At 54.6% G+C, this 14,995-nt stretch carries 16 protein-coding genes; 9 read left to right on the top strand and 7 right to left on the bottom strand.

The genetic code is table 11. From position 1 onward, the window contains the following. The first annotated feature begins 419 nt into the window (after positions 1 to 419). The 9 genes from IEW09_RS07260 to ruvX all read left to right on the top strand — a co-directional run bounded on the left by IEW09_RS07260 (position 420) and on the right by ruvX (position 8,576). Positions 420 to 3,350 carry a TonB-dependent receptor gene (locus tag IEW09_RS07260; protein ID WP_188553526.1) on the top strand — a complete coding sequence of 977 codons (2,931 nt, stop codon included), beginning with the start codon at positions 420 to 422 and terminating at the stop codon, positions 3,348 to 3,350. Between the two features lie 113 nt (positions 3,351 to 3,463). After that, a complete protein-coding gene (locus IEW09_RS07255) occupies positions 3,464 to 5,008 on the top strand; it encodes a glycoside hydrolase family 32 protein (protein ID WP_188553525.1) in 1,545 nt (514 codons plus the stop codon). Positions 5,009 to 5,205: 197 nt separating this feature from the next. Next, positions 5,206 to 5,586 (top strand): ArsR/SmtB family transcription factor, encoded by a 381-nt coding sequence (locus tag IEW09_RS07250; protein ID WP_188553524.1) that lies wholly within the window; start codon positions 5,206 to 5,208, stop codon positions 5,584 to 5,586. Further along, the gene (locus tag IEW09_RS18770) at positions 5,586 to 5,714 is read left to right on the top strand and encodes a hypothetical protein (RefSeq protein WP_263369091.1); all 129 of its coding nucleotides are present in this window, start codon (positions 5,586 to 5,588) and stop codon (positions 5,712 to 5,714) included. The genes IEW09_RS07250 and IEW09_RS18770 overlap by 1 nt, the downstream gene beginning before the upstream one ends. Next, positions 5,711 to 6,703 carry an SRPBCC family protein gene (locus IEW09_RS07245; protein WP_188553523.1) on the top strand — a complete coding sequence of 331 codons (993 nt, stop codon included), beginning with the start codon at positions 5,711 to 5,713 and terminating at the stop codon, positions 6,701 to 6,703. The genes IEW09_RS18770 and IEW09_RS07245 overlap by 4 nt, the downstream gene beginning before the upstream one ends. Positions 6,704 to 6,755: 52 nt before the next feature. Then, positions 6,756 to 7,172, top strand: coding sequence for a VOC family protein (locus IEW09_RS07240; protein WP_188553522.1), 417 nt, complete (start codon positions 6,756 to 6,758; stop codon positions 7,170 to 7,172). 44 nt (positions 7,173 to 7,216) lie between these two features. Continuing rightward, complete coding sequence (locus tag IEW09_RS07235) at positions 7,217 to 7,627, top strand: VOC family protein (RefSeq protein ID WP_188553521.1); 411 nt, start codon at positions 7,217 to 7,219, stop codon at positions 7,625 to 7,627. A 12-nt stretch (positions 7,628 to 7,639) separates the two neighbouring features. Then, positions 7,640 to 8,077, top strand: a complete 438-nt coding sequence (locus IEW09_RS07230) for a YybH family protein (RefSeq protein ID WP_188553520.1) — start codon at positions 7,640 to 7,642, stop codon at positions 8,075 to 8,077. A 58-nt stretch (positions 8,078 to 8,135) separates the two neighbouring features. Further along, positions 8,136 to 8,576: a Holliday junction resolvase RuvX gene (gene ruvX, locus IEW09_RS07225; protein WP_188553519.1), complete on the top strand. Its 441-nt coding sequence runs from the start codon at positions 8,136 to 8,138 to the stop codon at positions 8,574 to 8,576. A gap of 12 nt (positions 8,577 to 8,588) precedes the next feature. Here ruvX and IEW09_RS07220 read toward each other — a convergent pair whose 3' ends face one another. From IEW09_RS07220 to IEW09_RS07190, 7 genes are all read right to left on the bottom strand, one after another. Beyond that, positions 8,589 to 9,317, bottom strand: coding sequence for a ZIP family metal transporter (locus IEW09_RS07220; protein ID WP_188553518.1), 729 nt, complete (start codon positions 9,315 to 9,317; stop codon positions 8,589 to 8,591). Positions 9,318 to 9,387: 70 nt separating this feature from the next. Next, positions 9,388 to 9,906, bottom strand: a complete 519-nt coding sequence (locus tag IEW09_RS07215; protein WP_188553517.1) for a DUF4149 domain-containing protein — start codon at positions 9,904 to 9,906, stop codon at positions 9,388 to 9,390. Further along, positions 9,906 to 10,760 (bottom strand): zinc metalloprotease HtpX, encoded by an 855-nt coding sequence (locus tag IEW09_RS07210; protein ID WP_188553516.1) that lies wholly within the window; start codon positions 10,758 to 10,760, stop codon positions 9,906 to 9,908. The genes IEW09_RS07215 and IEW09_RS07210 overlap by 1 nt, the downstream gene beginning before the upstream one ends. 11 nt (positions 10,761 to 10,771) lie before the next feature. Then, entirely contained in the window at positions 10,772 to 12,082 is a 1,311-nt protein-coding gene (locus IEW09_RS07205) for a peptidase associated/transthyretin-like domain-containing protein (protein WP_229739162.1), read from the bottom strand. 53 nt (positions 12,083 to 12,135) lie between these two features. Further along, entirely contained in the window at positions 12,136 to 12,429 is a 294-nt protein-coding gene (locus IEW09_RS07200; protein ID WP_188553515.1) for a hypothetical protein, read from the bottom strand. Continuing rightward, entirely contained in the window at positions 12,429 to 12,905 is a 477-nt protein-coding gene (locus IEW09_RS07195; protein ID WP_188553514.1) for a cytochrome c-type biogenesis protein, read from the bottom strand. Before IEW09_RS07195 ends, IEW09_RS07200 begins: the two co-directional genes overlap by 1 nt. Continuing rightward, positions 12,895 to 14,964, bottom strand: a complete 2,070-nt coding sequence (locus tag IEW09_RS07190; protein WP_229739161.1) for a heme lyase CcmF/NrfE family subunit — start codon at positions 14,962 to 14,964, stop codon at positions 12,895 to 12,897. The genes IEW09_RS07195 and IEW09_RS07190 overlap by 11 nt, the downstream gene beginning before the upstream one ends. Positions 14,965 to 14,995 lie beyond the last annotated feature (31 nt).

The raw sequence follows: 14,995 nt of genomic DNA, 5'->3' as shown, positions 1-14,995 counted from the left end.
CCTGCTTCTGCCATTTGCAGGGACTATATTCAGCTCTTCGCAAGCTGTCGATGCGACGCTTCCTGTCTGCTGCCGAACGCATGGCAAACATAGATGCGCCATGCGCATGCTGATGCATGCAGGACTCTCGAAAGATGCGTCCTCGGCGCCGCAAGCAACTGAGATTACAGAAAAATGTCCTTATTCTGCCCGCGTTACATCATGGACGCATAACACTCCGCTGTACGCTCCGCCATACGAATCAGCAGAGATTCGCATCAAAGATAAGCCCGTTTTGCTTAGAGCAACGGCCATCACATGTCCTCGCTTTATTAGTCGAGACAATCTAAAACGTGGACCGCCGTACTCCAGACTGACAGCCTAAGACACCAGTTCTTTTGGCCGCGGTGTAGTCAACCGCCATAACTCTGGAGATAATCATGTTTCGATCTGTATGTTGGATTGCTGTATTTAGCCTTGTGCTGCTCTGTGGCACTTCCGAAATTACTCGTGCACAGGAGACGCTGACGAATGCGTCTGTAACGGGACGTGTACTGGACCCAAGCGGTTCCGTTGTGGCGCATGCAAGCGTTAAAGCTGTCGCAGCCGCAACAAACCAGGCATATACCGTTGAAACCGACGGGCAGGGAAGATTTCGTCTTCCATACCTGCCCGTAGGTGAATATCGTATCGATGTTGTCGCGAGTGGTTTTGCGGAAAATGCACGGACTCTCCAACTCACAGTTGGGTCCGCCTTCGATATTACGTTTCAACTCTCAGTAGCTACCGCTTCCACTAATATCCAGGTTACGGAAGAGCCTCCAGTCATCGAAGAGAATCGAAGTCAGATTGCTCAAACCGTACTTCAACCAGAGGTGAACAATCTTCCCTATGAAGGACGAAACTATCTTGATCTTGCACTCCTGCTTCCAGGTGTCTCTCCGACAAACACAGCCAGCACGCAGACATTGGCGGAGACTTCGGAGGTAGCAGGGCAGGGCTATTCCGTTAACAGTCAGCGTAATTTTTCAAATGGGTTTGTTGTAGATGGCCTTTCGGATAATGATGACGCGGCAGGCGTGGCTGGAAATGTCTTCAGCATGGATGTCGTCAGAGAGTTTCAGGTTGTAACCTCTGGAGGACAAGCGGAGTTTGGGCGGGCTCTCGGTGGCTACTTCAATCTCGTTACGAAAAGCGGAAGCAACCAGCTCCACGGCACAGCTTATGGATTTCTTCGGAATCAGAGGCTCAATGCTGATAATGCGCTCGCCGGAAATAAACTTCCTTTGACGCAGGGACAATATGGTGCAAGCCTGTCAGGGCCTTTACGTAAGAACAAAACATTTCTATTCGGCAATTTTGAAGAGCAGCGCCTCAATACAGAGGGAATCATTACCGTAAAGCCGACCGATGCCGCAGCCATAAATGCACGTCTGCTTGCTGTAGGGTATGGTGCGCCTTCGCTGCCGGTAAGCACAGGATTAACCACTCTCTATCCCACAACCTTGCACACCGATACGTTCTTTCTTCGCGGCGACCATCGCTTCAGTCAGAAAGATCAGTTCAACATGCGCTATAGCCTTTACAAGTTAAATAGTACAAATGCTCGCGGTGTAGGCGGTTTGAATGAAACCAGCAATGGCACTTCTGTTTACGACACTAACCACACTGTAGCTGCCAGTAATATTGCTACGCTCTCTAATCGCACCTTCAATGAAACGCGAATGCAGTTTAGCTATGACAATCTGACTGCACCTCCTAACGACCAGATTGGTCCGGCGGTCACGGTATCGGGTGTATCCGTCTTTGGTCGTTCCACATCTTCACCGACAGCTCGGCTCAATTATTTGGGAGAGATCGTAGACAACGTAGTGATGCAACGCGGAGCGCACACGTTCAAAACAGGAGTCGATTTTCTTTACAACGATGACACAATCACCTATCCGCAATCGCTCCGTGGTAGCTATAGCTTTGCCTGTATCTATGACAAAGCCTCGGAGGCGCCTGCCGGTTATAGTGGACCTTTCTGCGCCAACAGTCTCTACTCAGGAAGATACAACTCACAGGGATATGCCCAGAACTTCGGTAACGATACGGTTCAACAGAACAATCCTAATCTTGGCTTTTACGCTCAAGACGAATGGAAGGCGACTCCTTCATTGACTCTCAATGCTGGGGTGCGTTATGACCTTGAATGGCTTCAGACCATCAATACTGATATGAACAATGTGTCTCCTCGTATCGGTCTGGCGTGGACCCCTTTCCGGAATCGTGGAACGGTAGTTCGAGCAAGCTATGGCTTGTTCTATGACCGTGTACCTTTGCGCCCATTGGCAAATGCACTGCTTTCGGCTGACAATACCACCGACCCTAATAACGCTCGCTTTTTTAGCTATTCATTTTCGTTCGGAGATCCGAATGCACCTGTATTTCCTGATGTAGCGACTACGCCGCCTTCCTCCGGGACAAAGCCGAACTACTCTACGATGCAGCGCGACATTCAAAATCCTTATTCGCAACAAGCCAGCCTGGAAGTTGAACAGCAGCTCTCGCAAACAAGCACACTGGCGATGAGCTACCAACACGTTCGAGGATTGCATCTCATCAGCTCCATTAATACCAATATCAACTTGGACGGCACTCGTCCCGATCCGACGCGAGGCAATGTCAAGCCATACAGTTCGGCATTTGACTCTTATTACGATGGTCTGGCTGTGTCTTACCTGCAACGGCCCGTCTCCTGGGGATCGGTTCGCCTCTCGTATACATGGTCGAAGGCCATTGATGACGTAGGCGAGTTCTTCTTCAGCTCACCTATCAACAACTTCGATCTTCGTGTGGATCGCGGCCGCTCCGACGATGACCAACGACATCGCGTGGTCTTTAATGCGGTTGTGAACTCACCCACATCCGAGGCTCACCGCTTCACGGATCACCTGACCCACGGATGGAAGCTCAGCGGCATTCTCCAATATTATTCACGCCTTCCGTTCAACATCACAACGGGAGCAAACACGAAGCAAGCGACCGCTCAACGCCCTTGCACGGCTGCCTTTAACCTGGGAGAGAATGGCGGTCTAAATCCTTGCACTGAAGCGTTACGAGGTGCGGTGATTGGTCGTAATGCCGGCGTTGGGTTCGATTTCTTTGGGCTCAATACCCGCTTGAGCCGAACCTTTGCTCTCACGGACGGGGTGAAGCTAGAGGGGATGGCAGAAGCCTTCAACGCATTAAATCATCGCAATGACATGATTCCCAATGGCACATGGGGATCACAGCCTTATCCCGCAACGCCAAACGCTACATTTGGTCGCGCCACTGCCGTCGGTGATCCGCGCAATATTCAGCTAGCAGCTCGGATCAGTTTTTAGCCGCGCAATAGCGCAGTGACTATACTCTCTGGAGGCCGCGCAGCAATGTTAGAGCCTCTGGTTAGAATCATTGAGGTGAATCCAGGAATTGCTGAATGCATGAACGGAGACCGATGAAGAAGATATCTGTTTCAGGTACAAGGCGAGAGTTCCTGTCTTCGGCGGTACTGATGACTGCTGCGTCGTTTCTGCCTTGCAAAATCGATGCGCAAGAGGTGACAGAAGGCGATAGTGGCTTGGAGGCAAAGCTAGCCAAAGATCCCATGCGCCCGCAGTTCCATCTGTTACCTGCGGCCAACTGGATGAACGATCCTAACGGGCCGATCTATTTCAACGGTCGTTATCACATGTTCTGCCAATATAATCCGCACGCTGCGGTGTGGGGAGACATGAGTTGGTATCACTCGATGAGTCCGGACATGATTCACTGGACGCATCTGCCAATTGCATTCACCCCAACGTCGAATGGCCCAGACGCCTATGGTTGCTTTTCGGGTTCTGCAATCGCTGTAGGTCATCGTGTCTACGTTGTTTATACAGGCACGGTTGAGAGCACACCCGACAAGGCCACGATTCGTGATGGTGAAAACAGAATTCAGGAATCGCAATGTCTGGCGTGGTCCGATGATCCGAGGCTAATCCAGTGGACCAAAGAGCCTGAGCCCATCGTTCCTCTTCCTCCACCAGGGATCAAGATTACCGGCTTCCGCGATCCTTCAGCATGGAAGCAGGGCGACTGGTACTACATGACAGTGGGCTCCGGCGTTGCTAACGTAGGCGGTTGTGTATTGCTATATCGTTCCAAAGATATGAAACGCTGGGAGTACATGCACCAGGTGGCAACGGGCACATGGACTGGAAAGCATACATCAAATCCATGCGACGATGGCGAGATGTGGGAGTGCCCCGAGCTGTTCGCCCTCGATGGAGGTCATGTCTTGATTTATTCCACGGAGGGAAAGGTCTTCTGGCAATCGGGAAAGCTCGATTCAGAAACCATGCTCTTCCATTCGGCGAAGACAGGGCTGCTCGATCTTGGCGCCTTCTATGCTCCGAAGTCCCAGCTCGACGCCAATGGCCAACGTATTCTCTGGGGATGGATCCCAGAGCGAAGACCGGAGGCAGAATACAAGGCTGCCGGATGGGCAGGGATGATGAGTCTACCGCGCGTGTTGCATCTTGATCAGGACTGCACTCTCAGAATGCAGATTCTTCCAGCCCTCGCTACTCTGCGATCAGCATCGCCTGTGCTGCCTGAGAATCACGGCAAGGGGATCGAATTCACGCTTCAGAAGGCCTCGGGAGAGGTATTGTGCACCGCGCTCCGAGGTGCGGAAGCGTTCGACTTTGTTATGCAAAATTCAAGCGACAAGAGTGAGCTGCTCCATGTCACTTATGATCCTCTAAAACACGCTTTTCTTGTCGACAATAAAGAAATTGTTTTGGAGCTTGGGGACGTCCCGCAGTTACATGCCTACGTCGATGGCTCGGTCATCGAAGTAATTATGAGTCAGCGCGCAGGGTATACCAAACGCTTTTACTATTCGCAGGCGATGATACCTGACATTAAAGTTCGTGTTATCGGCGGAACCCAAATAACAGCTAACGCCTGGAAGATCGATCCCATCTCGACCAATCGGCTTACGACGCCATCGTAATCGCATAAAACTTCTGTTTCCGGTCCTTCCCCTTTGGACGCTGATTAATTCATAGGTTCAGCAGCCTTGTGCCTATGTTGAATAGCCTCTAAAAAATATTTGCGTAAGGGGGTTGACAAACGAATACATTGGTCCTATATTTCACCTATTGGTTATGTAACCGAAAGGTGAAATAATCTAGCTCACGGAATAAAGAGATGAACGAATCAAATTTAGACGCGACATTCGCAGCACTGGCCGATCCAACAAGACGTGCAATCCTTGCTCGGCTTGCACTCGGCGAGACTTCGGTGACAGAGCTGGCCAAGCCGTTTGAAATGTCGATGCCTGCGATCTCCAAGCACCTCAAAGTGCTGGAGAAAGCCGGTCTCATCGACCGTGGCCGCGACGCACAAACCAGGCCGGCTCGGCTAAACCCAGCGGCGTTGAAGACCGCTGCCGCTTGGATCGATGAGTACAGAAGGTTTTGGGAAGAGAGCTTCGACCGCCTCGACGCATATCTGCAGAGACTGCAAGCGAATAAGGCAAGCGAGAAAGAGAACAAGCGCAAGACTACAGCGAAAAAGGAGAAATCGTAATGCACAACTTGCTCGAAGTATTGCCGGAGTTGCAAAAGGATGAACGAACCATCGTATCGATTCAGGGTGGTCGCGACCTGTTCAAGCGACTAACAAAAGTTCTTGCAACGAAAGGAGCAACAGCATGAGTACAGCAGCGATGACGCAGGCACAGAATGGATTGGAGCCCTTCAAGGACTATGAGCTGAAGATCACGCGCGTCTTCGATGCGCCTCGTGAGTTGGTGTGGGAGGCATGGACCGATCCTGCAATGCAGATGAAGTGGATGGGACCACGAGGGTTCACCACCATCGAGCTCGACATGCCAAAGACCCCCGGTGCGCCTTGGCGGCGAACCATGGAGGGCTTTGTGCCGGCAACCGGCGCTTTAGTGCAGTTGAAGCAGCATGGAACAGTCCGCGAAGTAAAGCCGCCGGAACTCCTGGTCTTCTCCTTTGCGTGGGACGTCCCGAGCGACGTTGGGTTGAGCAACATGGACTTTGAGGAAAACACCGTTACGGTGCGGCTGGAAGAAAAAGGCAACAAGACCGTGATGACATTCACACAAGGGCCTTTCCTGAGTTCTAGCGCATGCGACGGGCACACCGGCGGCTGGAACAGTGCATTCGATAAGTTCGCGGAGTTCCTGGCGGCTGAGCAGCCGGGACGTATACCCGACGCAAATGATGTGCCGACAGAACTGCATCTACGCCGCTTTTTTGAAGCGCCGCGCGATCTTGTATTCGCTGCCTGGACCACGCCCGAGATGCTTGCCGAGTGGTGGGCACCCAAGAGCTTTACTGTCCCACGCTGTGAGTTTGAAGGCAGAGGCGGCGGAAAGATTTATCTCGAGATGAAAGCTCCGGACGGAACCGTGTATCCCATGTCCGGCCGAGTGGTAGAGTTTTACGCGCCCTACCGTTTTCACTTTACGGCAACGCCGCTCGATAAAGATGGCAACGCGATCTTTGAAACCTGGAACTCAGTGTTCCTCGAAGAGAAGAATGGGGGAACCGAGCTGACTCTGGATGTACACGTTAGGAGCATGACGGAAGTAGCTCCAATGTATCTGAGAGGAATGAAGGAAGGCTGGAGCCAGAGCCTGGAGAAGTTGGCGCAGCTGCTGAAAAGACAGTAAGTCGGGCCGGCAACTCACAGCAGCATGAAAGATCAAGAAAAGGAGAAGATCCATGCAAATGAATGTTCACTTGAATTTTCAGGGAAATTGCGCAGAGGCATTTGATTTCTACAAGAAGATCTTCGGCGCAAAGGATGCCTTTGCCATGAAGTACGGCGAGGCACCTCAAGGAATGCCGATACCGCCTAATTGGAAAGACAAAATCATGCACACGTCGATTCCACTGGGCGATGGGCGACTGATGGGCTGCGATGCCCCACCGGATAGCTCCACACCCATCGGAGGCTTTCAAGTCTCGGTGGAGTCAAAGGACGAAGCCGAAGTGAAGCGCATCTATGAGGCTCTCAAAGAAGGTGGCAGCGTTCAGATGGCGATGGCACCTACGTTCTGGTCGTCCTTGTTCGGCATGTGTACCGACAAGTTCGGCGTAGCGTGGATGGTCGGAATGCCTGGTGTTGAGCAGGGATAACTCTGTCTTTAGAAACTTCACCGATAAAGGAAGGATGAAATTGTATGAAGCTCTACACACACCTGAACTTTGGCGGAAGATGCGAAGAAGCGTTTCTGTTTTACGAGAAACATCTTGACGCAAAGATCACCATGATGATGAAGCAGAATCAATTGCCCTCGCAAGATAAAGTGCCGCAGGGAATGGGAAATGCAGTGGTCCATGCCCGCATCGATATAGCGGGCGTGGAACTGATCGGTAACGACGTTCCGCCAAACTACTTCCAGCCTATCCGCAGCTCGTATCTGTATCTCACGCTCGACTCAACAGAGAGTGCAGACAATATCTGGAAAATCCTTGCGGATGGCGGCGAAGTCACGATGCCAATCGCAGAGACGTTTTTCGCGACACGTTTTGGACAGCTCCGCGACAAGTTCGGAGTGCTGTGGTCCATTATTCATCCAAAGCAAATGTAGAGGAGGGAAGCGATGACAGGGAATCATGCAGAAGAGAAGGCAATTCGCGGACTAATAGACGATTGGTATGCTGCGCTTGGCCGCCGCGACGCTGCAGGACTAGCAGCTGCCTATGCGGACGACGTGGCAGTGGCAAGTCTTGCGCCCCCTCTATGGGGCCATGGCAGGCAGGAATATATCAACGGTATGGCAGGATGGTTCAGTACGTTTGCTGGACCACTGAAAGGCGAACCAGAAAAACTGTCGATCGTAGCAGGCGATTCAGTTGCGTTTGTGAATGGCTTCAGTCATATCATCGGCAAGAAGAAAGACGGGACCCCGATGGATCTGCACACACGATTGACGTTGTGCTTTGAAAAGCGCGGCGGCAGATGGCTGGTCGTGGCAGAACATGCCTCCGTACCATTCGACATGCAGAGTTTTAAACCATTGATCGCGCTGAAAGAATAATCGCTATCACTGAGGCGCCTGATCAATAAGACAGGTGTCTCAGCGATAGACTGGATACATGGCCACTAGACGAGTCATGGCGCTCGATGTCGGAAAGGTACGCATAGGTGTAGCGCTCTCCGACCCATTGGGCTACACCGCGCAGCCATTGTTGACGCTCTGGCGCAAGACACGCGGCGAAGATCTTCGCAGTCTGCTGCGTCTGATTCGCAAGCATGAGGTCACCGAGATCGTGGTTGGAAATCCTCTGCACATGTCCGGCGATGTCAGCCCGTGGGCGGCAAAGGTGCATGAGTTCGCTGACGAGTTACGCAAGCGCTCGAGGCTTCCAGTTCAACTATGGGACGAGCGCCTGAGTTCCGTTGCAGCGCACGAGATTCTCAACGAAGTGGGACACGATCAGCGCGACCGCAAATATGTCATCGATCAGGTTGCAGCCGTAGTTATTCTGCGCGGCTGGATGGAAGCAAGGGAAGAGTCAGGGACGAAGCCCGAATAGGCGGATGAATTCCTAAGCCGGAGCCAGCATTCGCAGCAGAAAGAACCCCAGCACGCCGGCAAAAAAGACCAGCGCCATCTTGATTCCCGGTTCGCGATTCACTTCGGGCACCAGATCGGTCGCAGCCACATAAATAGTCACGCCAGCCGAAAGCGGCAATCCTGCGCGCACCAGCGTCGGCTCTAGATTGATGACCAAAACTCCAAGCACAGTGGTCGCTCCCAAAAATAGAGCAGAGTTCAACGCCGCCCTTCGCCCTTGTCCACCCGCCATCATCACGCTGGCGACAGTAAATCCTTCAGGCAGCTTATGCAGAAACACCGCAAAGAACAGCATCCAGCCCAACCAGTCAGATACGACGAAGCCCGATCCAATCGCCACGCCATCGAAGAACGTATGCGTTGCAAGTCCCAGCAGCACAGAGTAGCTTGTCTTCGCCGAAAGAAACTCATGGTGGTGCGTCTCTTCGCCAAAATGAAAATGCGGAACAAGCGAATGTTCCAGCAGATGCACACCGCAGTATCCCAGCAGGATCAACGCCGGTGCCCACTTCGCGTTGACGGCCATTCCTTCCGGCACCATCTCCAGCAGCGCCGCGGCCAGCATAAAGCCCGCGCCCAGCGCGACAAAATAGCGCAACGCTTTAGAGGAAGGAGACCGCTGGACCAGAAGAATTCCGCCGAGATAGTCCGCCAGCCCGGCCACTAATCCAAGTCCAAGGCTCAACCATAACTTCGACATCATGAGCGAGTAGGACGAAGCCGCATAGCGTCGCCGTCCTTTGCCGAGTCGAATGGGGTAACTTCAATTTTCATATCAGCTTGATTTTACCCGTCTCAGGCCACTGAGACTCCCGCGCCAGAAATAGCACTACGCCAAGCCCGCAAAGAAGCACAAAACCCTCAAGCCGTTCCGACAAAGTATGCAGCCGCTCGAAGTCCTGTCTCGCCGGATCCGTCATCGCTGCAACTTCAATCTGTCCGCCTGCCTGCACACGGTCTACCTCCATTGCAGGTAGAATACTGAACTGCGAGTAAGCCGTAATCGCGAGCATCACGATCGTCAAAGCCATCTCGACGGCAAATCCCGCTCGTGCCGGAACCTCAGCCCGCAGCCATAGAATTGCCGTCGACAAACAAAATACGCCGCCGCCAATCAATCCAATCCAATGCAGAATACGCAGCGTCCCTCCAACCACCAGGCCGGCCTCATGCGCGCTGGCTAGTCGCCCAAACGCAACCGGCGCAACCACAAATGCGAAGAAGGCAAGACCACCCACCCAGGCGACCATCGCCAGCATTCGCAAAGCTCTTAGAATCTTCTCAATCATTAAACGTGGTCCCGTCCGATCAATCGGCGAATCCGGTCTGGAATAGGCGGATGTGTTGAAAAGAGTTGTCCAAATCCACCGCCACCCAGCAACGGCGCCACAATAAACAGATGCGCCGTTGAAGGAGAAGCCTGCATCGGAATCCGCTTCGAATAGTCATCCAGCTTTTGCAGCGCTCGTGCCAGCGCATAGGGATTCCCCGTCACATGTGCCCCCGTAGCGTCAGCTTCATACTCACGCGACCGCGAGATCGCCAGTTGGATCAACGTAGCTGCAATCGGAGCGAGGATCAGCATGAACAGGCTGCTCAGACCTCCACTGCGTTCACGGCTATCGCGGTTGCCGCCGTAGCCACCAAACAGGGAGGCCCAATAGCCCATGCGCGCGATCATCGTAATCGCTCCGGCCAGCGTCGCAGCAATCGAGCTGGTGAGGATGTCCCGGTTCTTCACGTGGCCTAGCTCATGCGCCAGCACGCCCTCCAGCTCTTCATCGTCCAGCAGCTCCAGAATGCCGTGCGTCACCGCCACCGATGCATGTTGCGGATTCCGCCCAGTAGCAAACGCATTGGGCGATTCCGTGGGCAGCACATAGATCTTCGGCATTGGCAATCCCTGCTTCGCCGTCAACCGTTCGACTACTTCGTAGGCGCGAGGCAGTTCCGCCCGCGTCACTGGCTGCGCTCTATACATGGCAAGCGCCAGCTTGTCGGAGTAGAAGTAAGTTCCAAAGTTGAACGCGACCGACAGCACAAACGCCAGCACCAGCCCATTCTGCCCGCCGATGCGCTCTCCCACAAAAAGGAGGAACAGTGTGAGCACCACGAGTAGAAGCGTCGATTTGAACGTATTCATTGCTCAGTCCCTCATAGAACAGGCCCGTCAATCTTAGAGTTAGACGCTGTGACGGCAGGTTCGCTTCGCTGCAGCGCGCGACGCAGCACAATCTCCAGCGCCGACTTCTGCTCCGCATATTCGGCATCAGTCAGGCGCCCCTGCAACTTCTCCGTCTCGATCGCAAACAACTCTTCCTTCAACGCCACAAGGGAAGCATTCGGTCCTGCAGCAGCGGCTGGAGCAGCTCCCGCATAAGCAGGCTTGCCCGGCGTTCCCTTCAGCATGATGCCCGCACCCGCAGCCATCGCCAGCCCTAGCCCGCCCAGAATCCACCACTTGTACTTGGCCCACGGATCGTCGTTTCCGGTCGGGTCGATGGGATTTCCCAAACCGCCGCCGGGCCGCGTGTCCGCTGCTGCGGAGGATTGAGCACCCGCAGCAGGCTGCCCCGAGTCGCCGGAGGTAGCCGCGGTGTCCGTATCTCTCGGAAGCTGGCCACTGCCCGAGAGCGTAAAGTCGAGCGCCTGTGCCGGAGCCACATTGCGCGCCACATACGTCTGCGCCGTCGTCTCCTCGGTCACAGGTGAGTACGCCGTCGACGCTCCGCCTGCGAAGGTCATGCTCTTCGGCATCATGATCGCGACCGTGTCAGTAGGCAGCGTCAGGTGCGGAGCAAACTGGAAGCTCCCGCTATAAGGCAGGCTGTACGTAACCTGAAACCGCGTCTCACCCGGCCGCAGAGGGAAGACAAAAGCATAATGGTTCGGATCGCCCAGCGGCATCGGAGCGGCTTTGACCGGCATACTTCCCGGAGCCAGCGCCGCCGATCCTTCCACCACTGCTCCCGCAGGCAAATAGAACTCGAACGACCGCGGGCTGAACTGCGTCTTCGGCGGGTTCGACCCATTCTTGATGAAGAAGTTTTCGACCACATTCAGCTTCTTGCCGCTCGCATCGGTCTGGATGCGCATCACATCAGCCTCACCGGTCACCCCAGCCACCTTCGCCGCGGCGTTGTAGACCTCGACCTCGACCGACTGCGTTCCCGGAGGCGCAGGGCGAAAGTATGCTGCCTTGTCATGCGTCACGCGAACGAGATGCATTCCCTGATCAGGAACATCCAGCGTAAATCGGCCATGTGCATCGGACTTGGTCCGGGCGGCCTCCTGCATTCCCTGGGCGAGCTGGATCAGCACAACATCGTCGCCAACGGCAGGCTTGTTCGTCGTCTTGTTAATGACAGTCCCGGTGATGGACTCAGCGAAAGCAAAACCGGAAAACGCCACAAACAGCGTAGCGATTCCCGCAACACGTCGTAAGTTTTGATAGGAAAGGATCACGCGAACAGTTTACGTCAAAGTGACAACAACTGGCCGAAGCTAACGATCCAGTTCTACGCCCGGCTGCGGCGGCCAACTTCGCCGCGTGCGGTCAGTCGGTCGATTTCGGCAATCACGCGTGCCGCTTCGTCCTCAAGTCCCGTCCGCTGCTCGGCATAGTCCTGCTCAGGATACTTTCCAGCCAGATACTCGAAGTTGAGGTCGCGCAGATTGTCGTAGATGGCGTCCTTGCGCTCGCGCAGATAGTCGACGCGAGTCTTGTCCGCCTGGAAGAACGGATTCCGTTCCGGCCAGAAGATGAAGAGAAAGATTGCGACCGTCAGCACGAGACCAGCTATAGCGCCCATCAGTATTCCGTCTCCCTGCGAATGCGTTCACGCATCGCCTCTTTATCCGTATCGAAGCCGCCGGTAGCGCTTCCCGGTGGCGGGTTCAGCAGCGACCGCCGCTTCCAGAAATAAATCAAAACTCCCGTGCCCACGATGGCGAGAATAAAGACAGCGTAAGGCATGATCCACGCCACATCATCAAAGCCTCCGCGCAGCGGAGCAGCCAGCACCGTCGCTCCGTACTTCGCCGCGAACCAGCTCATGATGGATTTGTCGGAGCCGCCCCCCGCCAACTGTGCGTGCAGCTCTGCAATCATCGGTGCGGAGACGGGGCAGTTCACATGATTGCACTCGAGCAGTATCTGCCCACAGCCACACTCGCAGATCATGTCGTGGCCAAGCCGATTGAAGCGCGCACCGCCATCGGCCGCACCCAGCATCACCACGGCCAGAAAACATACCGCCAGACTCTGCATCCACCGCTTAAGCGACATGATGAACCTCGGCTTCAGCTACCGCCGCTTCTACTGCAGCCTGTGACCGCGCACTCTTCTTCAGGCTCGGCACCAGAGCCAGCAGCGTGCCCATCACCACGATGGCAACACCGATCCAGATCCAGTTCATCAGCGGATTGAGGAACACCTTAATGATGGGGCGATCCGTATCAGGATTCTTGCCCTCATAAATGACGTAAAGATCGCTCTCCAGCGTCGAGTGCAGCGCGACCATCGTCGAAGAGGTCTGGCTGGCAAGGTAGAAGCGCTTCTCCGGTGCAAGCTGCGTGATCTTCTTGCCGTGCTCATAAACATCCAGCAGAGCATACTCGGTGTCGTAGTTCGGCTTACTCTCCTGCGTGAAGCTCTGGCACACCAGCTTGTACGGCCCCATCGTCACCGAGTCGCCAAAGCTCATCTCCTGCTCATGTGCCTGGTTGAAGGCCCCACCGGCAATTCCGATAAACAACACCACGATGCCGAAATGAACCAGATAGCCGCCATAACGGCGAGTATTCCGCCGCACCAGCAGAATCGTCGAAGCAGCAAGATTCTTCCCCGTCTGCGTTCGCACGACAAAGGCCCCGCGCAAAAACTCGGAGGTAATGGCAGTAATCACACCAGCCGCAAGCGAGAACGTAATTAATGAAAAGATCGTAGCCTGCATCGCATCGCCCGCGTTCCACGGACGCACACCGGCGGCCATCAGAACAACCAGCGCAACCACAAACGCGACACCCGGCAGAATAAAGTTACGCCGGATCGACCGCAGAGAAGTGGAGCGCCAAGCCAGCAGCGGTCCGATGCCAGTAAGAAACAGAAGAAAAAGTCCAACCGGAATATTGACGCGGTTATAGAACGGCGCACTCACCGTAACCTTCGAGCCCTGTACATACTCCGACAAAATAGGGAAGAGCGTTCCCCAAAGAACCGTAAAGCAGGCCGCCAGCAACACCAGATTGTTGAACAGGAAGCTGGACTCGCGCGACACCAGCGACTCCAGCTTGTTCTCCGACTTCAGATGGTCCTTCTGCTTGAAGAACGTGAACAGGCACACAGCCAGAATGACAATAAGGAACCCATAGAACCAGTTCCCAATGTCAGACTGAGCAAAGGCATGAACCGAACTCACAATCCCCGATCGCGTAAGCAGCGTCCCCAGAATCGTCAGCATGAACGTCGAGAAGATGAGCCAGACGTTCCAGCTCTTCATCATGCCGCGCTTCTCCTGCATCATCACCGAGTGCAAAAACGCCGTGCCCGTCAACCACGGCATCAGCGAGGCATTCTCCACCGGGTCCCATCCCCAGTAGCCGCCCCAGCCGAGCACGCTATAGGCCCAGTGCGCGCCCATAAAGATGCCGCAGGTCAGAAACAGCCAGCCCACCATCGTCCATCGCCGCGTAATGTGAATCCACTTTTCACCGGGATAGCGCATCATCAACGCACCCAGCGCAAACGCAAACGGCACCGAGAATCCTACATACCCGAGATAAAGCAGTGGCGGATGCATCACCATCTCGGGATATTGCAGCAGGGGATTGAGCCCAAACCCATCCAGCGCTGTAGGCCCCGGCTGAATCGCAAATGGCGGTGCTGCAAAGTTCAACAGCAGAAGAAAGAAGACTTGTATCCCTGCAAGAATCGTCGAAGCAAATGCTGACAGCCGCACATCCACCCGATGCCGCATCCGCAGCACAAATCCATAAGCCGAGAGCAGCCACGCCCACAGCAGCAGCGAGCCCTCCTGTCCCGACCACAGCGCGGCAAACTTATAAGCCGGGTTCAGTGTTCGATTGGTGTGGTGCAGGATGTACGAGACAGAGTAGTCGTTCGTAAACGATGCCCATACCAGCGCAAATGCAGCGCAGCTCAATGCGATGAAGCTCGCGATTCCAGCGCGCCGCGCGGTTTCGCCCAGCCGTCCGGAGCCATCCTCTGCCTTGGTCGTCTTGAACCGCCAAAGGGCAAATGCGCCTGCCAGCAGCGTGTAGACACTCAACGCCAGAGCCAGCAGCAACGTAAAACTACCAAACTGAGGCATGGGGTGCGATTGCATGATGCCCCCATTCTCTCAGGGAGAAGGTTGC

Origin of the sequence: Edaphobacter dinghuensis (assembly GCF_014640335.1) — a bacterium.
Lineage (GTDB): Bacteria > Acidobacteriota > Terriglobia > Terriglobales > Acidobacteriaceae > Edaphobacter > Edaphobacter dinghuensis.
Note: the sequence above shows the minus strand (reverse complement) of the source record. Positions and strands in the feature narration are given on the sequence as shown.